Source organism: Bifidobacterium avesanii, assembly GCF_009299475.1.
GTDB classification, from domain to species: domain Bacteria; phylum Actinomycetota; class Actinomycetes; order Actinomycetales; family Bifidobacteriaceae; genus Bifidobacterium; species Bifidobacterium avesanii.
Genome location: NZ_WBSN01000006.1, coordinates 48,791 through 72,309, shown reverse-complemented (window position 1 = coordinate 72,309; position 23,519 = coordinate 48,791). Strand labels below are relative to the sequence as shown.

The following is a 23,519-nucleotide window of genomic DNA, read 5'->3' as shown; positions in this document are numbered from 1 at the left end:
CGGACGGGCGGCGCTCAGTCCTCGTCGGATCCCTCGGGGACGGCCACGCGCAGCTGGCCGAGGATCTCGCCCTCCCCCTTCGGTTCGGCGGGGATGAGCCGACGGGCGGGGTCTGCCTCGCTCACGTAGTACAGCGCGGCGTCGATCGCCCCGATGGGCAGTCCCTCCACGCGGGCGAGCAGCAGACGGTACAGGTCGAGCTGGGCGAGCTTGCGGCGAGTCTCCTCGGCGGTCCTCGGGCGGCGGCCGGTCTTCCAGTCGACGATGGTGTACCGGACCCCGTCCGCGCCGCCGTCCGGCCCGCTGTCCAGCCCGCCGCGGAACACGGCGTCGAGCTTGCCGTTGACGATGCCGCCATCCAGTTCCGGCAGGCTGACGACAAGCTGGCGTTCGGCCCACACGGGCATGCGCGACGCCCATGGCGAGGCGAGCAGACGGCGCTGCCACGCGCCGATTTCGGTGCCTTCCGCCTCCGGTGCGGGGGCGTCCGGACGATCGGGGTCGAGCTTCGCGTCGAGGAGCCGTTCGGCCCACGCGTGGAAGACGGTGCCGGCCTGCGCGTTGGGCGAGGCGACGCGCGGAATGGGACGGACCACGCCGCGCCAGTAGTCGCGCGACTCCCGTTCGGTCAGGTCGCCGCCCAGCGCCTGCAGCGCGGTGACGCTGCGGCGGCTCCCGGCGGCGAGGCGCATGCCCTTGGCCCGGACCGCCGCGTCCAGATCCGCGGCGGGCGCCCCGGCGGCGAGCAAGTCGCCCATGAGGTCCTCGTCGTCGCACAGCATGCGGGCGTGCGCGAGCAGCGAATCGTCGCCCGTGCCGCCGTCGGCCGAAATCCGGCCGTCCGTCGTCCCGTCCGCCATGCGCGCGCGCACGGCTTCGGCTCCTGCGGCGAGCACATGGCCGAGTCTCGCGCTCAGTTCGCCCGGCCACGGCAGCCCCGTTTCGTCCGAGGCACCGGCCACGGGTTCGCGCCACGCGTCGCCCACCACGCGCGCCTCGTAGTCGGCCGCAGCGTCGCCCGCGAAGAAGCCGACGGGCAACTCCGGGCGACCATCGGAATCGTCGGCGGAATCGGCATCCGTGGCATCCGCGCCCGTCCCGGCGAGCGACGCCCCCGCGGCCACGCGGTCCGTGCGCCCGGCGAGCGCGTCGCGCGTCTCCAGCCAGAAATTGGAGGCCTTGGCGTCCTCGTCGAGCGGCTTGGCCGGCCCGTCCGCGTTCGGATCGCGGTTCAGGGAGCCGGACGCGGAGAACGTGAGCAGCGCGTCCGTGCGCGCACGGGTCAGCGCCACGTAGGCGAGGCGTCGTTCGTCGGCGTGCAGGCGGCGGCCGTACTCCTCGCTTTGCGTCAGATACCACGCGTCACGGTCCCGCGCGCCGGCCCCACCGTCGCCATCGTCGCCGCCGTCCAGTCCGGGGACGGCCCGCATGGAGCCGAACACCTCGTCGTCGATCGTCTCCACGTCGTCGAGCGCGTCCAGCGCGGCGACCGGATCGGCGACGGCGCCCGCTGCCGTCACGGCGGCGTCATGGGGGAAACGGGGCAGGATGCCGGCGTCCACGCGCATGGGCACGGGCACGGCGGCGGGGTTCTCGAGCCACGTGTGCGCCGACTCATGGTATTCGGGCGGCTCGTAGTCCCCGCCCGGCCGCCCGGGATGCCCCGGATCCGGCTCCACCTTGAGGCGGTCTCCCTGGCTGCTCGGGAAATCGCCCCTCCCCATGCCGACCACGGCCACGGCGTCCCATTCGAGGCCCTTGGACTGGTGGACGGTCATGAGCACCACGTCGGCGGGCTCGTCCGGCATGCCCTGCGCCTCCTCGGGCACCGCGCGCAGCGAATCCACCCACGCCATGAAGCCCGCGAGGCTGGGCATGCCGTCGCCCACGATCTCCTGCGTGTAGGTGTCCACGAGTTCGATGACCGTTTCGAGCGGCGCGTGCGCCTGCGCGGGCAGGACCGTGCCGTCCGGGCGGGCGATGGCCTGCGCGAGCACGGTGTCGACGTCGAGGTCCAGCGCCTCCACGGCGGCCCGCACCACGTCGGCGAGCGGACGGCCGACGGTCCGGCGCACACGGCGCAGCGCCTGCGAGGCCCGCAGCACGGCCCTCACGCCGGCTTCGGACAGCGTGCCGGTCTTCGCAAGCCGCTCGGGCAGGTCGTCGCGCAGCAGCAGGTCGGGCAGGAACACGGCGTTCGCCACCTCGTCGCGGTGCTCGCGCACCACGCCGGCCCACGTGCTCGCCGGGGCGTCCGGGTCCGCCAATCCGGCCTCGGCGAGCGCGCGGTACCGGTATTCCACGTTGAGGCGCTCGGCCAGATCGGCGAGCGCGGCCAGGTCCGCGGCGGACAGACCGTAGCGCGGCGTGGCGAGCAGGCGCATGAGCGGGGCCGCGTCGGTGTGGTCGCCGGCCGCGTGCAGGAGCGCGAGCATGTCGCGCACGTCGGGGCGTTCGAGCAGCGCCGAGTAGCCGACGGTGAGCACACGGAGCCCCGCGGCCTCGAGGCCTTCGCGGAAGGCGGGCATGCGCGTCTTGGAACGGAACAGCACGGCCACGCGCGGGCTCGGGTCCGCCGTCTCGCCGCGGGCGGCCGCCTCACGCTCGGCTGCGGCCCGCCATGTGGCCGACGCCGCCTTGCAGAACCGCGCCACGCCGTCGATCTCCTGGCCGAGCGTCTGGTAGCCGAGCAGGCCGAGCGTGCCGTCGCCCTTGCCGGGCAGCGCGGAGAGCGCCGGCACGTCCACCTCGCGCATGAGCGAGCTGCCTGGGCGGCGGGGCGCGCGGCGCAGCGGCAGGGTGAGCGCGTTGGCGGCGTCGAGCACGATGCGCGCGTTGCGCCGGGTGACGCTCAGGGCGCGCGGCCGGTCCGAGGGATCCATGCCGAAGTCGCGCTGGAACATGCGGAACGCGCCGGGGCTGGCGCCTCGCCACGCGTAGATCGACTGGAACGGGTCGCCCACCGCGCTCACGGCGGACCGCTCCCCCGCGCCCGCGCCGCGGTGGAACAGCGCGGCGAGCAGCATGGCCTGCGTGGTGGAGGTGTCCTGATATTCGTCGAGCAGCACGTGCGTGTACCGCCTGCGGCATTCCTCGCCGATGGACGGGAACCGCGTGACGAGCTGGAACGCGGCGATGGTGAAGTCGCCGAATTCGGCCATGTTGCGCCGGCGCTTGGCCTGATGGTACGCCTCCACGAGGCTCAGCAGGACCTCGCGGCGGCGCACGGTCCGGCGCAGCTGGTCGGTGGTGTACACGCAGGTGCGGTGCAGCGCGTCGAAGCAGTCGTCGCGCCATGCGGCCATCCTGCGCTCGAGGTCCTTCTTGCCGCGCGGCCTGGCGGGCGCCTTGGGGCGTTCGTCCGGCACGGGCTCGTCGCCGATGGCGTGGTCGAGACGGTCGGCGAACGCGCCGTCCCATCGCCGGATGCGCGCGACGGCATCCTCCACGGTGGTGCAGCCGTCGCCGATCATCGCCCCGCCGATCGCGTCGCTCAGCGCGAGCACGGCGCCGGCGAGCGTGGCGAAGGAGCCCATGTCGAGGCCCTCGTCGCGGGCGGCGCGCACCAGATCGAACCGCTCGTCGATCACCTCGCAGGCGAGCTGGAACGCGCCGGCCTCGCTCAGCGGCTGCGTGTTGCGGTCGAATCCCACGAGCAGGCCGTATTGGCGCACGATCGACTGGAAGAACGCGTCGTACGTGCTCACCTCCGGTTTGAGCACGGAGGATTCCACGGCGGCGCAGACGCGGGAGAGCAGCTCGGACGCGGCCTTGCGCGTGAACGTGAGGCCGAGGATGCGTTCGGGGGCCACGCCGCGGTCGATGAGGCGGATGATGCGTCGCGTCATGGTGAACGTCTTGCCCGAGCCGGCGCCGGCGACCACGAGCACGTCGGCGTCGGTGGGCGCGTCGAGCACGGCCGCCTGTTCGGGCGAGGGGACGAACCGCTCCGGGGCCTTGGCGGTTTCGGGGGTTTCGGGGACTGCGCTCATGCCTGCCTCGTTTCAAACACGGTGTCGATCTGACCGGAGCACGCCGGGCACACGCCGAGGCACCGGCAGTGCCGCACATGGTCCGGCTGCGGATGCGCGACGATGCGCGCGGAGACGCTGGCGCCGGCGGCGTAGAACACGCGCGAGACCATGGTCAGCGCCCAGACGGCCTGCGTGCCGCGCAGGGCGGCGAACCGCTCCCAGTCGTCCGGGGCCACGCCCTCCGGAGGCTCCGCCGGCAGCACGCCGGCGGAGTCGAACAGGCGCTGCGGGCCCTTGAAGTAGTAGCGCGGCGCGAAGGGTTCCGCGTTGAGCGACCCGTGCGCGAACAGCGGCGGCTGATAGGCGCTTTCCGCCCCGTAGCTCGTGGCCGGGTACGGGTCCGCCGCCACGTGGAACAGCGCCGCCTGCGCGATGGCCGGGGCCCGGCGCAGCGCCTCGAGGCCGCCGGGACCGCCCTCGGGGAACATGACGCCGAGCTGGTAGCACACGAGCTGCAGGTCGCCGAACAGCTGCGGCATGCCGGGTTTGCGGCCGGTCTTGTAGTCGATGAGGCGCAGCTGCGCGGACCCGTCGGGCAGCGTGCGGGTTTCGGCGCGGTCGATGCGGCCGGACAGGCGCACGGTGAGGTCGCCGGCGTCCCGGTCGCCGCGCAGCGCCTCGGGCCAGCCGCCCACCAGCGCGCCCATGATGCCCTTGAGCGTGGGCGGGTCGATCGGCGTCATGCCGTCGATGGCGTTGTAGGCGGCGAGGATGTCGTCGAAGCCGAAGCGGGCCGCGAATTCGAGTTCGCAGTCGGCGCCTTCGAGCCGGCCGACCGTCATGTTGGCGGCGTTTTTCGGCGGGTAGTCGGGCGCGTTGGAATCGGCGAAGTACGCGGCCATGTTGGCGATCATGCCGGCCGCGTCGGCGTCGCGGCGGGCGGCGGCGTACCGTTCGCGCACGTCGTCGATCGCGTCGGCGTCGGGGCGCAGGGACGCGTAGATCTCCCCCATGCGCGCGGCGATCGCGTCGGCGTCCAAGCCCCGGTCGGGCATGTCGAGCCCCTCCCGGCTGGCCTGTTCGGCCACGGCGTGCATGATCGTGCCGAAGCTCGCCGCGGCTCCCCCGCGACGGGGACCGGCGAAGCGGTTCTCCAGCAGCCAGCACACCGGGCAGGCCCACAGGCCATCCACCGCGGACGGGGACAGGGACACCACGCGCGGCGTCTCCCGGTCCCGGTTCGGCCGCAGCTCCGCATTCGGATTCGAGGTCTCGGATGCCGCCGGGGGCTCCGCTACGGGCCTCTCCGACGCCATTGCCTCGACGTTCCCCGTCTCCCCCTTCCGCGGCACGAACGCCCAGCGGTCCGGATCCGCCGATTCCACGCCGTGCGCGGCGAGCAGCGCCAAGGCGTCCGCCGCGTCCCGGGCCCGCCCGCCGTCCAGCGTGCCGTCCATCGCGGCGCGCGCCAGCGTCATGCGGGCCGCCGCGACCAGTCCGCGCGGATCGGTCTCCAGTCCGGCGTATTCACCGCCGCCGCCGACTTCGGTGTAGGTTGGCTTGCCGCCGCGCGGGTAGCGTTCGGGCAGGAATCCGTACAGGAAATCGGAGGGCGCGAGCTCGTCGCTCATCGCCGCGCTCACGTACGCCGTGACGCGCGCGCGGGTGAGCGCCACGAGCAGGCTCTTCATCTCCGCGTACAGCACCGAGGCGAGGCGGGGGCTTCGCACGCCCGTCGCGGCCATGTCATCGGCGTCGGCAAGCCGGCCGCGCAGCATCACGTCGGCCAGATCCTCGCCGCCGAACATGGTGTTGCGCGAGGCGAGGTTCGGCCACACGTCCTGCTGCACCGCCGGCATCCACACCAGATCCCAGTGGCGTCCGGCCGCGCCCGCCGGGGTGGTGAGCGTGACCGCCTGCTCGACCGGCGCCACATGGGCGAGCGAATCGGCCTCGACCTGCATGGCGCGCACCTGCGCGATGAACCCCTCCACATCCCGGTCGGCGGTGGTGTCCGCGGCGAACTGGAACAGGCGCATCGCCACGTCGAGCCGGTCGTTGGCCGCCCGCCCGGCCTCGCTGTTCGCGAGCGCGAGCCTCTGCCAGTCGCGGGCCACGCCGCAGGCCTTCCACGCGGCGGACAGCACGTACTGCGCCTCGCGGTTGCGCAGACCGCCGATCGCCTGCGCCGTCCCGTCCACGATCCGCCACACGCGCCCGAACGCCTCCGCATGCCCGTCCGCATGCGCCGGAGTGGAGCCGCACACCGCATGGACGGCGCGCAGCACGCTTTCGGAGTCGTCCTCGCCGCCGAAGGCGAGCATGAGGTACAGCGCGTCCCGTCCGAACTCGGGCGGCTCCGCATCGCCGATGGCAGCCCCGGTGAACGCCTCGTCGTCCACGGCGACGCCGGGCGCGTCCGCCGCCCGACCGGGCTCCGCGGGTTCAGCGGCGGGCATGGCACGGTCCCGGAACCGCTCCCATTGGGCCATCAGCCGGGGCAGGTCGCCCACGGATCCGCCTTCGTCCGCGGATCCGCCCGGCTTCCCGTCGCGCCCGGCGTCCCCGACCACGCCGGCGAGCGACTGCAAACTGTCCATCGCGGATTCGGCCACGTTGAGCCGCGCCGGGTATCCCTCGCTCCGGTCCGACGCGCCCACGGCCACGAGCGGGCCGTTCATGACCGCCGCCACGCGCGATCGCACGTACGCGGCGGCCTCGCGCAGGGGCATGCCGCAGTCGGCCAATCCGCGCCGCTTGAGCCGGGCCAGCTCCACGATGGCGAACAAGCCCGCCACGAACGGTTCGTCCTTGAGCGGGCGTGTGACCGAGGAGTACAGCACGGGCACGCCCTCGCGGCGCAGCCGTTCGCCGATGCGCCGCACGGTGGCATTGTCGTGCGCGATCACGGCCATGTCGTTCCATTCGCGGCCGGCGCGCAGGTGTTCGTGACGGATGCGCCACGTCACGTCGTCGATTTCCTCCCGCGGGCTGCGGTACAGCGCGGTCATGAGACTGCCGTCGCCGTTCGGCTCCCTCATGCCCTCCTGCGGCGCGACCGGCAGCGCTCCGGGCCATGCGGGCAGTTTGCCGGGGCGCTGGGCGACGGGCAGCGGATCGTCCTCGAGCGACAGGATCGCAAGGCTCACGCGCGCGGCGGCCAGATCGAGGTTGCGCGGCGCGGGCGACGCGGCGGCATCGGCCCCGGTTCCGTCCTCCCCGGGCAGCCGGATCTCCGTGACGTCCCGCCAGCCGCGGATGCGCGCGAACACGTATTCCGGGTACGAGCCGCGGAACGACTGCACCGACTCGTCCGGGTTGCCCACGAGGGTGAGCGCGCAGCCGGCGTCGCGCAGCGCCTCGAGGAAGGCCAGTCCGGCGAGGGTGAGGTCCTGCACGTCGTCCACGACCACGAGCTGCGGCAGGTCGTCGGGATGGGCGCGGCACACGGCGTCCACGCCCTCCACGAGCAGACGGGAGGGATCGAGCCGGTATTCGCCCGGATAGTTCGTTTCGATCGCCCGCACGTATTCGCGGCGCAGTGCGAACGCCAGCCGCCATTGTACGCGCAGCCGGTCGCGGCGCAGCACGTCGGCCGGCGACTGCGAACCGTCCCCGTTTTCCCCGTCGGACGCGATCGCGGCGATGATCCGCCCCTCCTGCGCGTTGGAGGCGCCGAGCTCGTTCATGCGCGCGAGCATGTCGCGCAGCTGGTCGACGAACGCGTCTCCGATGCCCCGTTCGAACAGCTTGTCCGCGGCGGCCGTCGAGGCCGGCTCGGCGTCGGGCCGCAGCACCATGGCCTCCCACCGTTCGGAGGCGAAGTAGGCGGCGATCATGCCGCAGGTGGCGCAGTCGCCGGTCTCCCCCGCGGCGGCGTGACGCAGGTGCACGGCCATGACGCGGCGCAGCAGCGCGTCCTGCTCGGCGCCGTTGAGCAGTCTGGGCGCGGATTCGCCGTCCCGCCGGCGCACGGCGTCGATCAGGCGGAATGCGATGGCGGACAGCGTGGTGACCGGACGCGTTTCGGTGGACGAGCCGATTTCGCGGATCACCCGGTCGGCCAGCGCGTCCGCGGCCTTGCGACCGGACACCGCCATGAGCGCCCTGTCCGCGCCGAATTCCCGGATGCCCTCCAGCAGCGCGCGCAGTGCATACTCCGTCTTGCCGCCGTTCGGCGTCCCCACCGCCAGCTTCACGTCCGCATTCGTCATGCTCCCAGACTAGGCCATCGGGCCGGACTGCGCCGCTCAGTCCTCCTCGTCGAAGGTGACGGTGAGCTTCTCGCCGTCGATGGAGAACGTGCCGGTCATGCGCGCGTAGGTCCATGCGCTGCCGTCGGTCCACTCGGCGTCGGTCGACCAGTGGTATTGGTATTTGGCGCTGATCTTGAACGAGTTCGTGGTGAACGTGCCGTCGTTGAAGTCGATGTCCGAGATGGACGGCTTGGTGTCCAGCGAGCGGCTGACGGTCTCGTTGTTGATGGTCGCGACCGAATTGCTCAGGTCGATGGCGTACGAGCAGCCGTCGGGCGCGGCGGCGGTCTTGGCGGCCAGGCACGGCTTGAGTTTCTCGTTGATCTTGTCGAGCAGCGCGCTGGAGAGCTTGGACGTGGCTTCGGGCAGCAGGTACGCCGTGTCGCCGGGTTCGGTGACCGTGATCGTTTCGGTGGTCACATAGTCGGACGGCGACGTGGTGAACGCGTAGGCGCCGGGATAGGCGACGAGGGTGTAACTCGTCATGTCGTAGTAGTCGGCGTTCGGGTCGTAGTTGACCGAGTTCTTCGGCACGGTGTCCACGGAGGAGCCGGGGCCGAGCGCGCCCAGGTCGACGCTCACGCCGTTGACGTCCACGTGGTGCATCGCGGCGGGCACGGCCACGGAAACCTGCTGGAGCATCGGCGTGGACACCTTCCACGCGTCGAACACCAGCCACTGGCGGCCGGAGCGTTCCAAGGTGACGGGCATGCTCTGCTTGGCGCCGTTGACCGTGTAGGTCACCGTGGCGCCGTAGTCGCCAGTCGCCTTGTCCTGCGTGAGTTCGCCGATTTCGACGTTTTTGATGCGGTTGTTCTCGTCCTTGGCGGCGTCGTTGACGAGCAGGACGCGCTTGGCGTTGTCGATGCCCGGGTCGACCAGTTCGCTCGCCTTGGCGAAATCGCCGGAGGAGATCGCGTTGACGTAGGCGCTCAGCGGCTCGCGCGGGGAGAACAGCGTGGCGCGCAGCGTGAAGAACGCGATGGTCAGGCCCGCGACGAGCACGAGCAGCGTGCAGAGGACCGCGATGGTGGACCGCTTCATGCGCCTGCGGGCCACGGGCGCGGCCGCGGCGGGCGCGGCGGAGGCCAGAACGGCCGGGGCCGGTTGGGGGAATGCGGGCTGCTGCGCGGACTGGGGTTGGGGCACGGGACGGGGCGCGTATGATGGCTGCGCGGGCAACGGCTGGGCGGACGGCAGCGGCTGCGCCGCGGGCGGCGTCTGCGGGGACGGCACAAAGGCCGGCGGCTGGCGGAAGTCCGGGGATGCCGGCGGGTTCGGATGCGGCGTCGGCACCGGCGTGGATGCGGTCTCGGGCGCGGCGGGCTCGGGCGCGGCGGACTCGGCAGATTCGTCGACCGGCACGTCGTCGGCGAACCGCTGCCCGCATTGGGTGCAGAATCTGGTGTCGCCGTCTCGCGGCGTGCCGCAATTCGTGCAGAACATCATGGGCGTTTCCTTCTTCTCTCTTTGTTCTCGTCGTTCTTCATGCGCGCAGAGCCGATGACCGCCGCCCGAGGTCTCTCTTCGACGGGCGGCGGTCATCGGCTGCACCAAGCGGGCGCGTCAGTAGGAGAACCGCACCGCGTCGCTGACCGCGGACCCGCCGATGGAACCGGCGAGCATGAGGCCGAGCAGCAGCACGACGACGGCGATCACGATGGCGATGAGCCATAGCCAGTAGGAGTCGAGCTTGCGGTGGTTCTCGCCGGTGGCGATGATCGCGCCGGGCAGCACGAGCAGCACGACCATGAAGCCGAGCGAGAACAGCAGCGCGGCGACGGCGATCGCGCCGACGAGCGAGAGCAGCAGGGCGGCCAGGTCAAGGACGACGAACGGCAGCAGGCGCTGGGCGAACTGGTCGTGCAGCGCGAGGAACGAAATCGGGTCGCCGAACAGCTTGCGGCCGATGAACGCGATGACGACCGCCACATACAGGAGGATAAGGAAGGCGAGCCACGCCTTGAGCCACACCGTCGCGGACGGGGCCGCGGACGAGCGGTAGGAGCCGCCGAGCGCCGCGCTCAGCTGGTTGGTCCAGCTGTTGACGCCGCTGTACGCCTTGGCCGTCCACGTGTAGGTGATCAGGCTCATGATCAGGGCGGTGACGACGGTGACCACGAACGACCACCACACCTGCGTCTTGAACACCTTCGACGGAGCTTTGAGCGAGTCGAGCAGCCAGCGGCCGAACGCCTGCGCCTCGACGCCCGCCTGGCTGGGCTGGGTCGGCTGGGCGGGCGGCGCAGGCTGCGGAGCCGCGCCCGGGGCGGCCGGTCCCGGCGTCGGAATCGGGCCGGTGGCGTATCCCTGCGGCTGGCCGTAGTCCGGCGCGGGCGCGTAGCCGTAGGCCGCCTGCGGCTCGGGCTGGACCGGCGGAACGGGCTGGGCCTGCGGAACCTGCTGCACGGGCTGCGGAGCCGGCTGGTAGGAGGGGACCTCGGGTTGCGGCGGCACGTACGGCGAGGCCGGCGCATCCACGGCCGGCTCCGGTTCCGGCGCGGAAACGGCGGGGGCGGGAGTCTGGGCGGCGGGCGCGTCCTCGGGGAACGGCTGGCCGCAGGAACGGCAGAACTTGGCTTCGGCGGGGTTGTCGATCCCGCATCCGGAACAAATCTTCATGGGGTACTCCTTTGCGCGTTGAACGTGCATCGACGCGCCACGGCAACGTGACGTTGCTGCCATCATACCGTTCCACGCTTGCGTTCCCCGTTAATGTCCGACGGGCGGCTCCACAGTGGAGCCGAGGGATGACGGCGAAGGAGACGCCATGGACGATGCGATCGCGGTTTTGGCAAGCGGCGGGTATGCGCCGCTGCGGAGACTGGGCGTCGGCACGACCGCCGAAGTGTGGCTGTGCCGGCACGTCCCCTCTGGCCGCGAGGTGGCCGTCAAACTGGCCCGGCGGCGCGCCGACGACGAAGAGGCGAGGCGGTTCCTCGCGGAGGCCGAGGTGCTGTCCGAACTATCCGCGCATCCGAGCATTCTCACGGTGCTGGGAGCCGGCGTGGCAGCGGACGGACGCCCGTATCTGGCGCTGGAGTTCGCGCCCGGCGGCAACGGCCGGCAGCTCATGGCCGGGAGCCCGCTCGGTCCCGCCGAGGCGCTGGACGTGGGTGTGCGTCTGTCCGGCGCACTGCTGGCCGCGCATCGCCTCGGCGTCACGCATCGGGACGTCAAGCCGGCCAACATCCTGTTCGCCGCGGACGGTTCGCCGCTGCTCGCCGATTTCGGCGTCGCCGCCAGCGTGTACGACGTAGCCGTCGCCACGGGCCATTCCGAACCGTGGGCCGCGCCGGAGGTGCTGGGCGGCCGGTCCGGCGGCGATGAGTCGACGGACCTGTATTCGCTGGCCGCGTCGCTGTTCGCCCTGATGACGGGCCGTCCGCCGCGCGACGCCGAGGACGTTCGCGGCGAACCGACCGTGCCGCCGGCCGTCTCCCGCGCGCTGGCCCCGGCGCTGAGCGCGAATCCCGCGGACCGGCCGTATTCGGCGCTGGAGTTCGCGCGAGGGTTGCAGACCGCGCAATGGCTGGCGTTCGGCGGGGTCACGCCGTTGGTCGCGGACGGGGAGCCGGCGTATCCGCCGCGCATCGCGGCGCGGCTTGAGATGCGGGTCCCGCCCGGCTCCGCGCTGCGGACCGGTTCCGTTTCGCCGGACCACCCGGCATCCCGCTCCTCGCGGCGGAGTCCCTCGTGGACGCGCGCCGTCGCAATTAGCACGGCCGTGGCGGCATTGCTCGCGCTCGGCGCGGGCGTGGCCGTCCCGGCCGTCCTGCGCCGCGTCGATTCGGTGCCCGCCGGCGTCACCGTCGAGGCGCCGGGCCCTTCCGTCCCGCCCTCGGACTCGCCCGTGCCCCTGCCTCTGAAGGACACGCCGGGCGAATCCGCCGCCTCGTAGGATTCCGCGCCGCCGGTACACACCTGCCGATACGTTGGGCGGTGAGGGATAACAACAGAAAATCGAGGCTGATTTCCATGGTTCCCTCATGTCGTTTTCCCATCCGTTCACACCGTCCGGCCCGTCCGCGCCGGCTGGTTCCCGTCGCGGCCCTGCTGCTGTTCGCGGTCGTCGTCGTTGGCACGGCGCTTGCCGCGTCCGTCACCCGCAGGCAGGTGCATCTGGACGACGGCACCGTATGGCTCACGTCGCTGACCGACCGCAGCGCGGTGCGCTACAACGTGCGCGCGGAGGCCTCTGACGCCGCCGTCAGCGTGGAGGCGGCGCGGTTCGACGTCCTGCAGCACGATGGCGCCACGGTCATCGACGCCGATGGCGAGGCGCGTGCGATCCACGCGGCGACTCTGGCCGATGCGTCCACCGCGCGCATCGATTCCCGTGGCACGCTGGCGCTCAACGGCGGCTGGCTGGCGGCGGTGGACGCCGCCACGGGCGACGTGCGGCTCTCCCCCGCATCCGATCTCGCCGCCGCGGATTCGCGCTCCGGTCCCGTGCGCATGACGCTCGGCAGGGGCGGCCGCATCGCCGTGGACGCCGCCGGCACGGCGTACGGCTACCGGCCCGGGGACGGCATGGTGCTCGCGATCGCGCCCGGAGACGGCCAGCCGCGCGAACTCGGCTCGCTGACCGGCGGACGACGGCTGGTAGCCGACGCCTTGACCGTGGTGGGCGGCGTGCCGGTGATCGTCGCCGGCGACGAAGCGCTGTGGCCCGGCGGACGCGTGGCGCTCGACGGCGAAGGCGACGGGAACGGGACCACGGCGGACGTCGGCTATGCGTTGCAGACGCCGCCCGTGGACGGCGAACAGCGCGGTTGGGCGGCCGTCGCGGGAACGGGCGGCGTATACGTGGTGGATCTGGACCGGGGGTCGACGCGATTTCTGGCGAACGGCGGCAGCGGGCGGCCGGCCGTGCCCGTCTCGTCGCAGGGCACGGTGCATGCGGCGTGGGCCCAGCCGGCGCGGAATTATCTGGCGCTGCGGGGGCCGGACGCCAGCGACGACGCGGATTTCGGCACACTGCGGAACGTCGGTGCGAGCGACCGGCTCGTCTTCCGCGTCAACCATCGGCTGGTGCTGCTCAACGACGTCGCCGCGGGCAAGGCGTGGCGGCCTAGCGTCTCCCCGGAGACGCTCGCCGTGGCGTGGCAGTCGCCGCAGACGGAGGACGGCGACGGGCAACGGCGGAACGGCGCGCAATCGGCAAAATACCGCCACGAATTCGACGACGACTGCGCCGCGCAATCCGCCCCGATCCGCGCGACGGACGACGAGTTCGGCGTGCGTCCCGGAACCCGCATGCTGCTGGACGTGCTGCGCAACGACGAACTCGCCGGCTGCGCGGTGCTGCGCGTGTCTTCCCTGACCGCGCCGGGGCGGGATGACGTGGCCGTCTCTCCGGCGTTCGACGGCCGTTATCTGCAACTGGACGCCTCGCGGGCCGCGGCGGGCGACGTGCGATTCGCGTATGCGATCGACGACGGACACGGGCAGACGGCGTCCGCCACGGTCACGCTGCGGCTGCGCGACGACGGGAACGCACCGCCGGAGCAGGTGGACGCGCCACCGGAATACGACGTGGAGCGGGGCGCGACGCGGACCGTCAACGCCTTGGACGGTTTCATGGACGCTGACGGGGACGCGCTGACGCTGGTCGCTGCCCGGATGCTTGACGGCGGACGGGCCACGGTGTCCTCGCGCGCCGACGGACAGCTGGCGTTTCATGCCGGCGGCGCGGCGAACGGGCTGGCGAGCGTGCAGGTGACGGTGTCCGACGGACGGCTGACCGCCACCGGCACCGTGCTGTTCGCCGTGCGCGACGTCGGTTCGCTGCCGCCCGAAACCGACCCGTCGCTGGCCGCCGTGCGCGTGAACGAGGAGACGGACGTCGATCTGGCGCCCTACGTGCACGGCACGTCCGCGCAATCGCCCGTGTTGCGGGACGTGACGCCGCCGGACGGCATGACCGCGACGATGGACGCCGAAGCGCTGACGGTGACGCTCCGCGCGCAGCGCCCGGGCGCATACGACGTGCCATACGTCGCGACGCAAGGTGACAAGGCCGCCCAGGGGCTGCTGCGCGTTGAGGCCGAAGCGCCCGAGGAAAACGACGATCCGCCCGTGGCGGTCAACGACGTGGCGCTGCTGGATGCCTCGCATGCCGCCATGGTGGAGCCGTTGGCGAACGACCGCGATCCGGCCGGCGGGGTGCTCGCGGTCCTGCGGGCGCAGGCGGAGGACGGCGCGGGCGCCTTGGACGTGGCCGTGATCGACCATCGGCGCGTCGTGATTCAGGCGCGGAGCGTTCCCGAGGCCCCGGTTGCGGTGACGTACGTCGCGGCGAACGCGCGCGGGACCGCACAGGGCACAATCACGGTCCATCCGCCCCGCGCGGATGCGGCGGTCCAGCCGCCGAGGGCCGAGGATTTCACGGTGCCGGTGCGCGCCGGGGGAATCGTGGAGGCGAAGGTGACGGATCATGCGTCCGGTTCGGATGGCGACGTGCGGCTGACCGGTGAGCTGGCCGCGGACGACGCGTTCCGGGGCTTGGCGTTCGTGACCGGTGACGCCGTGCGCTATCAGGCGCCGGAGACGCCGGGCGCGTACAAGGCCACGTACACCGTAGAGGACGTCCATGGCGCCACGGCGTCCGGCACGGTCACGTTCGACGTGCACGCCGCCGACGCCGGGAACAAGGCCCCGCCGCGCCCGAAGCGCGTGGAAGCTCAGACGGCCGCCGGGCGCAGCGTGCGCATTCCGATCGCGCTCGCCGGCATCGACGCCGACGGCGACGACGTGACGCTGCTGGGCTTGGGCAATGCGGCGCCGAAACTCGGCCGCATTGTGGAGACGCAGGCCGACGCGCTGGTGTACGAGGCGTATCCGGATTCCGCGGGCACGGACACGTTCAGCTACGCCGTGGAGGACTGGACCGGGCAGCGCGCGCAGGCGCAGGTGCGCGTCGGCGTGGTGCCCGACGGCGGCGGGAGCGGCGTGCACGCCCGCGACGACGAGATCACGCTGCGTCCGGGCACCGAGGCGAGCGTGGCGGTGACGGCCAACGATCTTGCGGACGACGACGAACCGCTGACCGTGACCGTCGAGCCGCGGACGGACGTCGAGGCGCATGTCTGCGGGCGGGCCTTGTGCTTCGTCACGCCAGGCGAGCCCGGCGACGCGCGGATCGTCTATGCCGCGCGCACCGCCGCCGGCCTCACGAGCACCGCCATGCTGACCGTGCACGTCGATCCGCGGGCGCCGATCGAACCGCCGGACGCCTACGACTACCGCGTGCCGCCGGCCGCCACCATCGACAAGCGCAGCGTCGACGTGGACGTGTCGCCGTGGATCGCCAACCCGTCCGGCGGCATGGACGAGTTGTCCGTGGGCGTGCACGAATCCGCGGCGGCGCATGCGCGGACGATCGGGGGCACCACGCTGCGCATCGAGCTGACCGACCAAGCGCGGGCCGTGCCGTACACGGTAGCCAACACGACGCACGGGCTCACCGCCACCGCGTTCATCCACGTTCCGGCGTACGGCGCGTTCCCGCCCACGCCGCGTCCGAAGGCGCCGCGTCTTCAGGTCAACGCGCGAGAGACGATCACGATTCCCATCGCGGACCACGTACGCGTGGGCGCCGGCAAAACCGTGACCGTCGACGCGTCGCAGCCGGTGACCGCCACGAAGTCGGACGGCGGGGAGCTCATTGCGGACGAGGGCACGCTGCGCTTCACCGCCGCCGCCGACTATGCGGGACCGGCATCGATCACGTTCACCGCCGCGGACGGTCCGGCGGGCACCGCGCGGCGCACCGCGGTGATCACGCTGCCCATCACGGTGGTCGGACGCGACGTTCCCCCGCCCGCGTTCTCGTCCGCGACCGTCGACGTGGAGCCCGGCGAGGACGCGACCGTCATCGATCTGACCGCGCTGACCCGGGCGCCGCGCGAAGCGTACGAGGACGAAACGCGCTATACGTACGCCTCGCCGGGGCTCTCCGGCCCGGTCGTCGCAACCGTCGCTCCGGCCGGCCGGCTCACGCTGGCCGCGACCATGGACGCCCGGGCGGGGACCATGGCGTCCGTGCCCATCGACATCGTCTATCCGGGCGGCACGGTGCATGCCGGCGTGACCGTGCGCGTGGTCGCCTCCACGCGTCCGACCGCGCGGGTGCCCGATCGGGAACTCCGGCTGGCTGCCGGCCAGTCGGCGCGCGTGGAGCCTCTGGCCGGGGCGTTCAACCCGTTCCCGGATGAGCCGCTGACGGTCGTCGGCGTGCGCGGCGAGGGCCTGGACGGGCTGATGGCGGACGCGGACGGCAGCGATGGCAGCGGCGGCGTCACCGTGACGGCGGGAACGGCGGCCGGAACGGGACGTGTGCTGGTCACCGTGGAGGACGGCACGCACGACGTCTCCCGCCGCGTGACCGGAACGATCACCGTCACGGTCGTGGCGGCGCCGGGCGCTCCCCTGCTGTCCCCGGTGGCGCAGGACGGACGCGACGGCATGGTCGAGCTCCGGTGGACGCCGGGCGCGGCGAACGGCAGTCCGGTTACGGAATATCTGGTGGAGTACGATTCCGGGAACGCCCGCGGAGCCTTCCCCTGCGCGACGAGCACCGTGTGCCGCGTCACGGGGCTGACGAACGGGATGCAATACCGTTTCACCGTCAAGGCGCGCAACGATGCCGGCTGGTCTGTCCCGTCGAACGCCGTGGAGGGACGACCGGACCGCACGCCGCCGGCGCCCGCACAGGTGACCGCCACGGGGGAATACCGCCGGATCACGGTGAGTTGGATGCCGCCCGCCTATGATGGCACGCCGCCCGACGGCTATACGGTGATCGTGCGCGGCGGCAACGGGTTCACGGCGTCGGTTGAGGCGGCTGCCTCCCCGGCCAGCGTGCCGGTGCCCGACGCATCGATCACCGACGGAGCCGCGTTCACCGCCACCGTCATGGCGCGCAACCGCGCAGGGCAGGGTGAGACCAGTCCGCCCAGCGCCGCGGCCAAGCCATGGGGCGATCCGACGCCGCCGAGCGTGACGCTGAACCAAGGCGCGGGCGGCGAGGCGACCTCGATCGGCGTGACCGTGTCGCTGGGCGATCTGCGCAACGCCGGATGCGCGTCCGTGACGCTGTCGGGCGCCGCCGACCGGGCGGGCGCGTCCCGCACGCTGCCGTGCGCGCAGCCCGTGGGCCGATTCACCTTGGACAAGCGCGAACTGGGCGCACCGCTGACGGTGACGGCATCCGTCGCGCCCGAACGCCCGGGCGCTTCCGCGGCCAGCGGTTCCGCGACCATGACGCCGTCCTACGCGGTGCCGCCGCCGCGCGCGGTGGAAGTGCTCGGCAAGGGCGACCGGTGCACGGTGCGGTGGGAGCCCGCGGGACTGCGCGACGGCGTCCTCGTCACGCCGGCCGGGCGCGAGCCGATGACCGCTGGCGAGCGCGACGCTTCGGTCTCGTTCGCATTGTCGCCGTGGAAGTCCTGCGGTTCGGTCGCCGTGGCGCAGACGCTCAACGGCACGAGGGGGCCAGCCGTGAGCGCCGGCAGTGCGTATGTGCGCAAGACGCCGGCCGCGATCGACCCGCGCATGGCGTTGCGCTGGGACGCCGACGACCGCAGTCTGCTGCACGTGGAGAACGGTTCGGTCGAGCTGTACGGCCAGCAGGCGCGAATGGCGCTGACCATTGACGGGCAACCGGTGGAATGGCGGCCCGGCCAGCGCACGGTGCGACTGCCGGCGGAGGCAACGCCGGTGCCGGGCACGGGCGGGACGGGATGGACGCTGGCCGTCATCGGGGATGATCCGGCGCTGTCCGCGAGCACCGGCAAGCCGAAACCCGTGCTCGGCATCAGGCCGGTTGGACCGTCCACTCCGACCACGACGACCGTCCCGGCCGCGCAGAACGCCCGATCGGGGTTGCCGCCGTCAACGCCACCGCAGTCAACGTCATCGCGGTCGGCGTTCACGCCCATGGCCGGCGGACTGCCGCACCGCGCGGGGAGGACATCATGAACCGGCGCGCTGCGAACAGCCCGGCATTGGAGCGGCTGCGGGCAATGAGCAATGCGGGCAATGATGCGGGCAATGATGCGGGCAATAATGCAGGCAATGCAGGCGATATTGGCGGCATGGCGGACCCGGATGCCACGAGGATTACCGGCATCGCACTCGCCGCGACGGATCCGGACGCCACCCGAATCTCCGGCATGGCCGCTACGGATCCGGACGCCACGCGCATCCGACCAGCCGCACCGGCCACGCCGCTTATACCGGCCAAGCCGCGCATGAGGCATGCGGCGCGGCGTGCAACGGATGACGCATGGGACGACGGGACCATCGTGAGCGACGCGAATGACGCCACGCGGGTGACGGGCACGGGCCGTGCGGTTCCCCGGCGTGCGGCGCCCAGCCCCGGCGCGTCATCGCCTCCCGTCCACGGCAATCCCGCCGGAGCTCCCGTCACGGCTCCCCCAGCATCCACATCCGCTGCCGTCGAGCCGGCGATCGCCGCCGTTCCCGCGAATGCGACCGTTCCTCCGGATGCCCATCCGGTCTCCGCGTCACCCGTCCCGCCGGCCGACGCGGAGCTGCTCGCGTTCCAGCGGACGTTCGAACTGCTGTTGGACGCGGTGGGATCGGTGGTGGTGGGCAAGGAACGGGCCATCCGCCATTGCCTGCTGACGCTGCTCGCAGGCGGGCATCTGCTCCTCGAGGACGTGCCCGGCACCGGCAAGACGCTGCTGGCGCGGGCGCTGGCCCGGACGGTCGACATGCCGTTCCGCCGCATCCAGTTCACGCCGGATCTGCTGCCCGGCGACGTGACCGGCGTGACCGTGCTCGACCGCGACACCGGGACGTTCTCGTTCAGGAAGGGCCCGGTGTTCGCGTCGATCGTGCTCGCCGACGAGATCAACCGCGCGTCGCCGAAGACGCAGTCGGCGTTGCTGGAGGTCATGGAGGAGCGGCATGTGACCGTGGACGGCGTCGCCCATGCGGTGCCGTCGCCGTTCATGGTGGTCGCCACGCAGAATCCCGTCGATCAGATCGGCACCTACCGTCTGCCGGAGGCGCAGCTGGACCGGTTCATGTTATCCACGTCGATCGGGCACCCCGACCGCGAGGCGAGTCTGGACATTTTGCGCCGCGACGGGGCGGGGACCGCATGCGGACGCTGAGACCCGTCGTGGACGCCGCACGGTTGGAGGCTCTGCGAGGCGTCATCGCCCGCATCCACTGCGACGACCGCGTGCTCGCATACGTCGTGCGGCTGGTGGAGGCCACGCGGCACCGGGACGATTTGGCGGCGGGAGCCTCCATCCGCGGGGCGTTGGCGCTGCTGCGCTGCGCCCGCGCGATGGCGGCGGCCGAGGGACGCGCGTATGTGACACCCAGTGACGTGTCGGCGCTGGCGGTGCCGGCTCTCGCGCATCGCGTCATGCTCGGCACGGCGGCCGCGTTCGACGGGGTGACCGCCGCGGATGCCGTGGCCGCCGTGCTGCGCGACGTGCCGGCGCCGACCGGGGAGGCGTCATGACCGCGCCAGCCGTGTTGCGCCGCATCACCGCCACGGGCTGGTTGGGCGTGCTGCTGGCCGTGGGCGGCGGTCTGGGTTTCGCGCTGTCCGGATGGCGGGAGCTGCTGGCCGTGACCCTCGCGTCCGGCGCATTGCTTGCGGTCGCCGTGGCCATGACGTTCGGCGGGGTCGACTGCCGTGCGACGGTCGAACCGGATGCGTTTCGACTGGTCGTGGGCACGTCGTCGCGCATCACGGTGAACGTCCGTAATCCCGGCGGCCGCCGAACCGGACGGTTGCGGGCGTGGCTGGCCGTGGATTCGGAACGCGTGCCGCTGACCGTGCCGGCGTTGGAGCCGGGCGGCGAAGCGACCGTTGCGGTGCCGTTCGTCGCCGAGTCGCGCGGGCTGGTCCGCGTGGGGCCGTTGCATGTTTTCCGCGGCGATCCGCTGGGATTGGCGCGGCACGGGCGGCGGCTCGCCGGATTCCGGACCGTCATCGTGCATCCGCCGACCGTGCCGCTGCCGGAGCGCCGCGGCAACGGCCCTCTGGATCCGGATGGGGCGTCCGACGGGCGTCCGGCCGCCGATGGCATGGCGTTCCGCAGGTTGCGCGAGTACGCACCGGGCGACGATGTGCGCCGCATCCACTGGCCGTCCAGCGCGAAGACGGGCGTGCCCGTGGTCCGCGAATCCGAGTCCACCCGGCGTGACGATCTGTGCCTGATGCTGGATGATGCCCCTGACCATTACCGTGACGCCGATGAGTTTGAATGCGCGGTGTCCGTGCTGGCGTCCATCGGCGTGCATGCGCTGGCCCGTTCCCGTACCCTCACCGTGCGGTGCGGACCGCGGCTCGTCCGCCCGGATCGTTCCGAGCTGCTGCTGGACGCATGCGGGTCCATCCCGCCGCTGGCGGCGCTGGCCCGTTCCAACGAGGACAACGAGGATGATGAGAACGGCGGAGACGACGGATACGGCGGAAATATGGCGTCCGGCGCCCACCCCGCTTGGTGGTCCGGCTGGACGCCCGCGAAGCATTCGCATCCGTTCGCCGCCGATGCATGGCCCTCATCCCGCTATTGGATCACCGGCTCGCCGGCCACGGACGCGCAGCCTCCACGGTCTTCGCAGCTGCCGCAGCCACAATGGCAGCCCCGGCCGTCCGTGATGTTTCATGTGAAACCGGGCGATGCCTCCGGTTTGGCGCGCGGCGGCACGGGGACGACGGTGGTGACGGTCGGCGCGCTCGGGGATCTGCCGATGGTGTGGGCGGCGCTGCCATGACCGGGGACGCCAATATCAGCGGTCCGATTCGTCTGTTGCAAGACCGCCCCGGTTCCGTCATATCTCAACCGTCCACCGGCGCGAAAATCGCGGCGTCGACGGCCATGCCGGCGGCGATCCTTGCGCTCACGCTGACGGCCGTCAGCCCGCTCATTCCCGTCTACGGTTCGCCGGGCGTCTGGCTGCTGGGGGCTCTGCCGGCCGCGGCGCTGGGATGCGTGATCGCCGCCGGATTGCGCGCGCACGGCATCCTGCAGATCCTCGCGCTGATGGCCGCGCAGTTCGCGGTCGGTCCGGCGGTCGCCGCACTGCCCGGTCTCGTATGCGCTCATGGCGACGTCACGGCCATGTCCGCGGCGTTGAGGGAGGGCTGGCATGGCGTGTTCGGGGCGTTCAAGCTACTGGTCGTGCTGCAGCCGCCGGTGGGCGCGACCGCCGGCTCGCTCATGGCCGTGTGGACGCTCGGACTGTTCGCCGCGTTCGGCGGCACGTTCGCCGCCTCGGCCATCCCCGCGGGCAGGGTCTTGCCGCGCGGGTTGGGCATGATCGTCCCGCAGACGCTCGCCCATGGATGCGCCGCCCTGATGGGCACGCATGACGGTTGGCATGCGGCGGCCGTCGGAGCCGTGTTCGCCGTGGTGTTCCTATCGACGATCGGCGTGGCCGGCGCGCATGCCGCCGTCCGGCATTTCCGCTTGCCCGGCGCAGCCGCCATGATGGCCGTCGCCATGGCAATCGCGCTGGCCGTCGCACCGGCCGTGCCGCAACGGCGTCTCACGCTGCGGGACCGCTACAGTCCGCCCGCCGTCGCGCAGCCGATGGGCAGTCCGCTGAGCGGCATGCGCGGATTGCTGCGCCGGCACCGCGATGATCCGCTGGTGACGGTCACCGGTCTGCCCTCGGGAACGCCGGTGAGGCTGGCCGTGATGGACGACTTCGACGGTGTGGTGTGGAATCTGTCGTCCGGGGATTTCCGCCGTTCGGGCGGCGTCATCGCCACTGACGATAGCGCGGGCAACACGGACAATGCAGGCAATACGGGCGACGCCGGCGCGAACAGCGCGGCGGCCGGCACCCCGTTCACGGCCACGTTTACCGTGCACGGCGCATTGGGTGACCATTGGCTGCCCGTCAGCGGCGCTGCGCGGCGCGTCGTCTTCGCGGATCCCAGCCATGCGTCGGCGTTGTACGCAAACGACGACGGCACGCTTATGCTGACCGACGAGCTGTGCGAGGGTCTTGCCTACACCGTCGGCGGCGTCGTTCCCCGCCGGCCGGGCGCCGCGGAGCTGGAACGGGCCGAAGCCGGTGCGATCGCACAGCCCGCAGCGAGGGATGCGCCGGAATCGGCGGGACGGTTCGCCCGGGCGATCGCCGGTGGCGCATCCGGCGCGGGAGCGGCGGCGGAGGCATTGGCGTCGTCGTTGCGGCGCACGGGATGGTTTTCGCATGGCTTGGACGACGATTACCCGTCGCCGCCCGGCCATGGGAGCCACCGCATACAGATGCTGCTGGCCGGGGATGCGATGGTGGGCGATGGGGAACAGTATGCCTCCGCCATGGCGCTCATGGCGCGGGAGTTGGGACTGCCGTCGCGCGTGGTGCTCGGATTCCGCGATGGCACGACAGACAGCGACGCAACCGGCGGCGACGCAACCGGCGGTAATGCCGACGCCGAAGCCGATGGCACAACCGTCACGTTCACCGGCAACGACGTCACCGCGTGGACGGAGGTGAATCTGGACGGATACGGCTGGGTGGCGTTCGATCCGACGCCGCCCGAGTCCAAAACGCCGGACGACACGCAGCAATTGGCGCCGCCGGATCCCCGCACGCTGGTGCGACAGCCGCCGGTGCCGCTCACCGACCCGCTGCGCGAGGAGACGCGGCCGAATGGGCAATCCGCCGTCACCGGGGACGATGCCGCGCCTCCGGGCGACGCGACGCCACCGTGGCTGGCCTCCGCCGGGCGCATCGCGGCCGTCGTGACGCTGGTCGGCAGCCCGGTTTGGGCGTTGGCGGCGGGCACGGGCCTGATTCTCGTAATCAAGGCGCTGCTGCTCGCCCGCGCGCGTCGGCACGGTACACCGCGGCGGCGCATCCATGCAGGGTGGCGGGCAATCTGTTCGTTGGCCGCGCATTGCGGAACGCGGGTGCCGTGGCATGGCACCGCCCCCGCGCAGGCGCAGGCGATCGCGGACGCATTGCGCATTGACGCGCGCGGTCTCACCGCCTTGGCCCGGCAGGCCGATCATGCGGCGTTCTCCGGCGAGCGCGTCAGCGACCGGACCGCCCGGCGGTATTGGAGGGCGGTGGACCGCTCCCGCCATGCGATGCTCCGGTCGCTGCCCCGGACGAAACGGTGGCGGGCGCAACTGGCGATCGTCCCGGGACGCCGGCCGGTGAAAAGCGGGAAGGAGCGAACCGCCAACGCAAAAGGGCGGCCCACCGGCGCGCGATGCGTGCATGTCGGTCATGCACGCCGCGCACCGGCGAACCGCCCTCGGCACCAGACGCT

9 protein-coding genes and 1 pseudogene are annotated in these 23,519 nt (G+C 72.2%); 6 read left to right on the top strand and 4 right to left on the bottom strand.

Annotated features, from left to right (window positions below; genetic code table 11):
- Positions 1–14: 14 nt before the first annotated feature.
- From DSM100685_RS04790 to DSM100685_RS04775, 4 genes are all read right to left on the bottom strand, one after another.
- On the bottom strand, positions 15–3,992 hold the full coding sequence (locus tag DSM100685_RS04790; RefSeq protein ID WP_152350219.1) for an ATP-dependent helicase: 3,978 nt from the start codon (positions 3,990–3,992) through the stop codon (positions 15–17).
- Entirely contained in the window at positions 3,989–8,188 is a 4,200-nt protein-coding gene (locus DSM100685_RS04785) for a PD-(D/E)XK nuclease family protein (RefSeq protein WP_152350218.1), read from the bottom strand. Before DSM100685_RS04785 ends, DSM100685_RS04790 begins: the two co-directional genes overlap by 4 nt.
- 36 nt (positions 8,189–8,224) lie before the next feature.
- Positions 8,225–9,679, bottom strand: a complete 1,455-nt coding sequence (locus DSM100685_RS04780; RefSeq protein ID WP_152350217.1) for a zinc ribbon domain-containing protein — start codon at positions 9,677–9,679, stop codon at positions 8,225–8,227.
- A 117-nt stretch (positions 9,680–9,796) separates the two neighbouring features.
- Positions 9,797–10,852, bottom strand: coding sequence for a zinc ribbon domain-containing protein (locus DSM100685_RS04775; RefSeq protein ID WP_152350216.1), 1,056 nt, complete (start codon positions 10,850–10,852; stop codon positions 9,797–9,799).
- 148 nt (positions 10,853–11,000) lie between these two features.
- Here DSM100685_RS04775 and DSM100685_RS04770 point away from each other — a divergent pair, with 148 nt between their 5' ends.
- From DSM100685_RS04770 to DSM100685_RS10950, 6 genes and pseudogenes are all read left to right on the top strand, one after another.
- On the top strand, positions 11,001–12,131 hold the full coding sequence (locus tag DSM100685_RS04770) for a serine/threonine-protein kinase (protein ID WP_152350215.1): 1,131 nt from the start codon (positions 11,001–11,003) through the stop codon (positions 12,129–12,131).
- 77 nt (positions 12,132–12,208) lie between these two features.
- A complete protein-coding gene (locus DSM100685_RS04765) occupies positions 12,209–18,214 on the top strand; it encodes an Ig-like domain-containing protein (RefSeq protein WP_152350214.1) in 6,006 nt (2,001 codons plus the stop codon).
- 116 nt (positions 18,215–18,330) lie between these two features.
- A complete protein-coding gene (locus DSM100685_RS04760; protein WP_163200949.1) occupies positions 18,331–19,377 on the top strand; it encodes an AAA family ATPase in 1,047 nt (348 codons plus the stop codon).
- Entirely contained in the window at positions 19,365–19,736 is a 372-nt protein-coding gene (locus DSM100685_RS10715) for an AAA family ATPase (protein WP_163200951.1), read from the top strand. Before DSM100685_RS04760 ends, DSM100685_RS10715 begins: the two co-directional genes overlap by 13 nt.
- Complete coding sequence (locus DSM100685_RS04755; RefSeq protein WP_152350212.1) at positions 19,733–21,001, top strand: DUF58 domain-containing protein; 1,269 nt, start codon at positions 19,733–19,735, stop codon at positions 20,999–21,001. The genes DSM100685_RS10715 and DSM100685_RS04755 overlap by 4 nt, the downstream gene beginning before the upstream one ends.
- Positions 20,998–22,761: pseudogene (locus DSM100685_RS10950) on the top strand (transglutaminase domain-containing protein); the annotation flags it as partial. The gene DSM100685_RS04755 and the pseudogene DSM100685_RS10950, both read left to right, overlap by 4 nt.
- Positions 22,762–23,519: the final 758 nt, after the last annotated feature.

Coding starts and splice junctions, on each gene's coding strand:
- DSM100685_RS04790 (WP_152350219.1), bottom strand. CDS start 3,992: ATGAGCGCAGTCCCCGAAACCCCCGAAACCGCCAAGGCCCCGGAGCGG.
- DSM100685_RS04785 (WP_152350218.1), bottom strand. CDS start 8,188: ATGACGAATGCGGACGTGAAGCTGGCGGTGGGGACGCCGAACGGCGGC.
- DSM100685_RS04780 (WP_152350217.1), bottom strand. CDS start 9,679: ATGATGTTCTGCACGAATTGCGGCACGCCGCGAGACGGCGACACCAGA.
- DSM100685_RS04775 (WP_152350216.1), bottom strand. CDS start 10,852: ATGAAGATTTGTTCCGGATGCGGGATCGACAACCCCGCCGAAGCCAAG.
- DSM100685_RS04770 (WP_152350215.1), top strand. CDS start 11,001: ATGGACGATGCGATCGCGGTTTTGGCAAGCGGCGGGTATGCGCCGCTG.
- DSM100685_RS04765 (WP_152350214.1), top strand. CDS start 12,209: ATGGTTCCCTCATGTCGTTTTCCCATCCGTTCACACCGTCCGGCCCGT.
- DSM100685_RS04760 (WP_163200949.1), top strand. CDS start 18,331: ATGGCGGACCCGGATGCCACGAGGATTACCGGCATCGCACTCGCCGCG.
- DSM100685_RS10715 (WP_163200951.1), top strand. CDS start 19,365: ATGCGGACGCTGAGACCCGTCGTGGACGCCGCACGGTTGGAGGCTCTG.
- DSM100685_RS04755 (WP_152350212.1), top strand. CDS start 19,733: ATGACCGCGCCAGCCGTGTTGCGCCGCATCACCGCCACGGGCTGGTTG.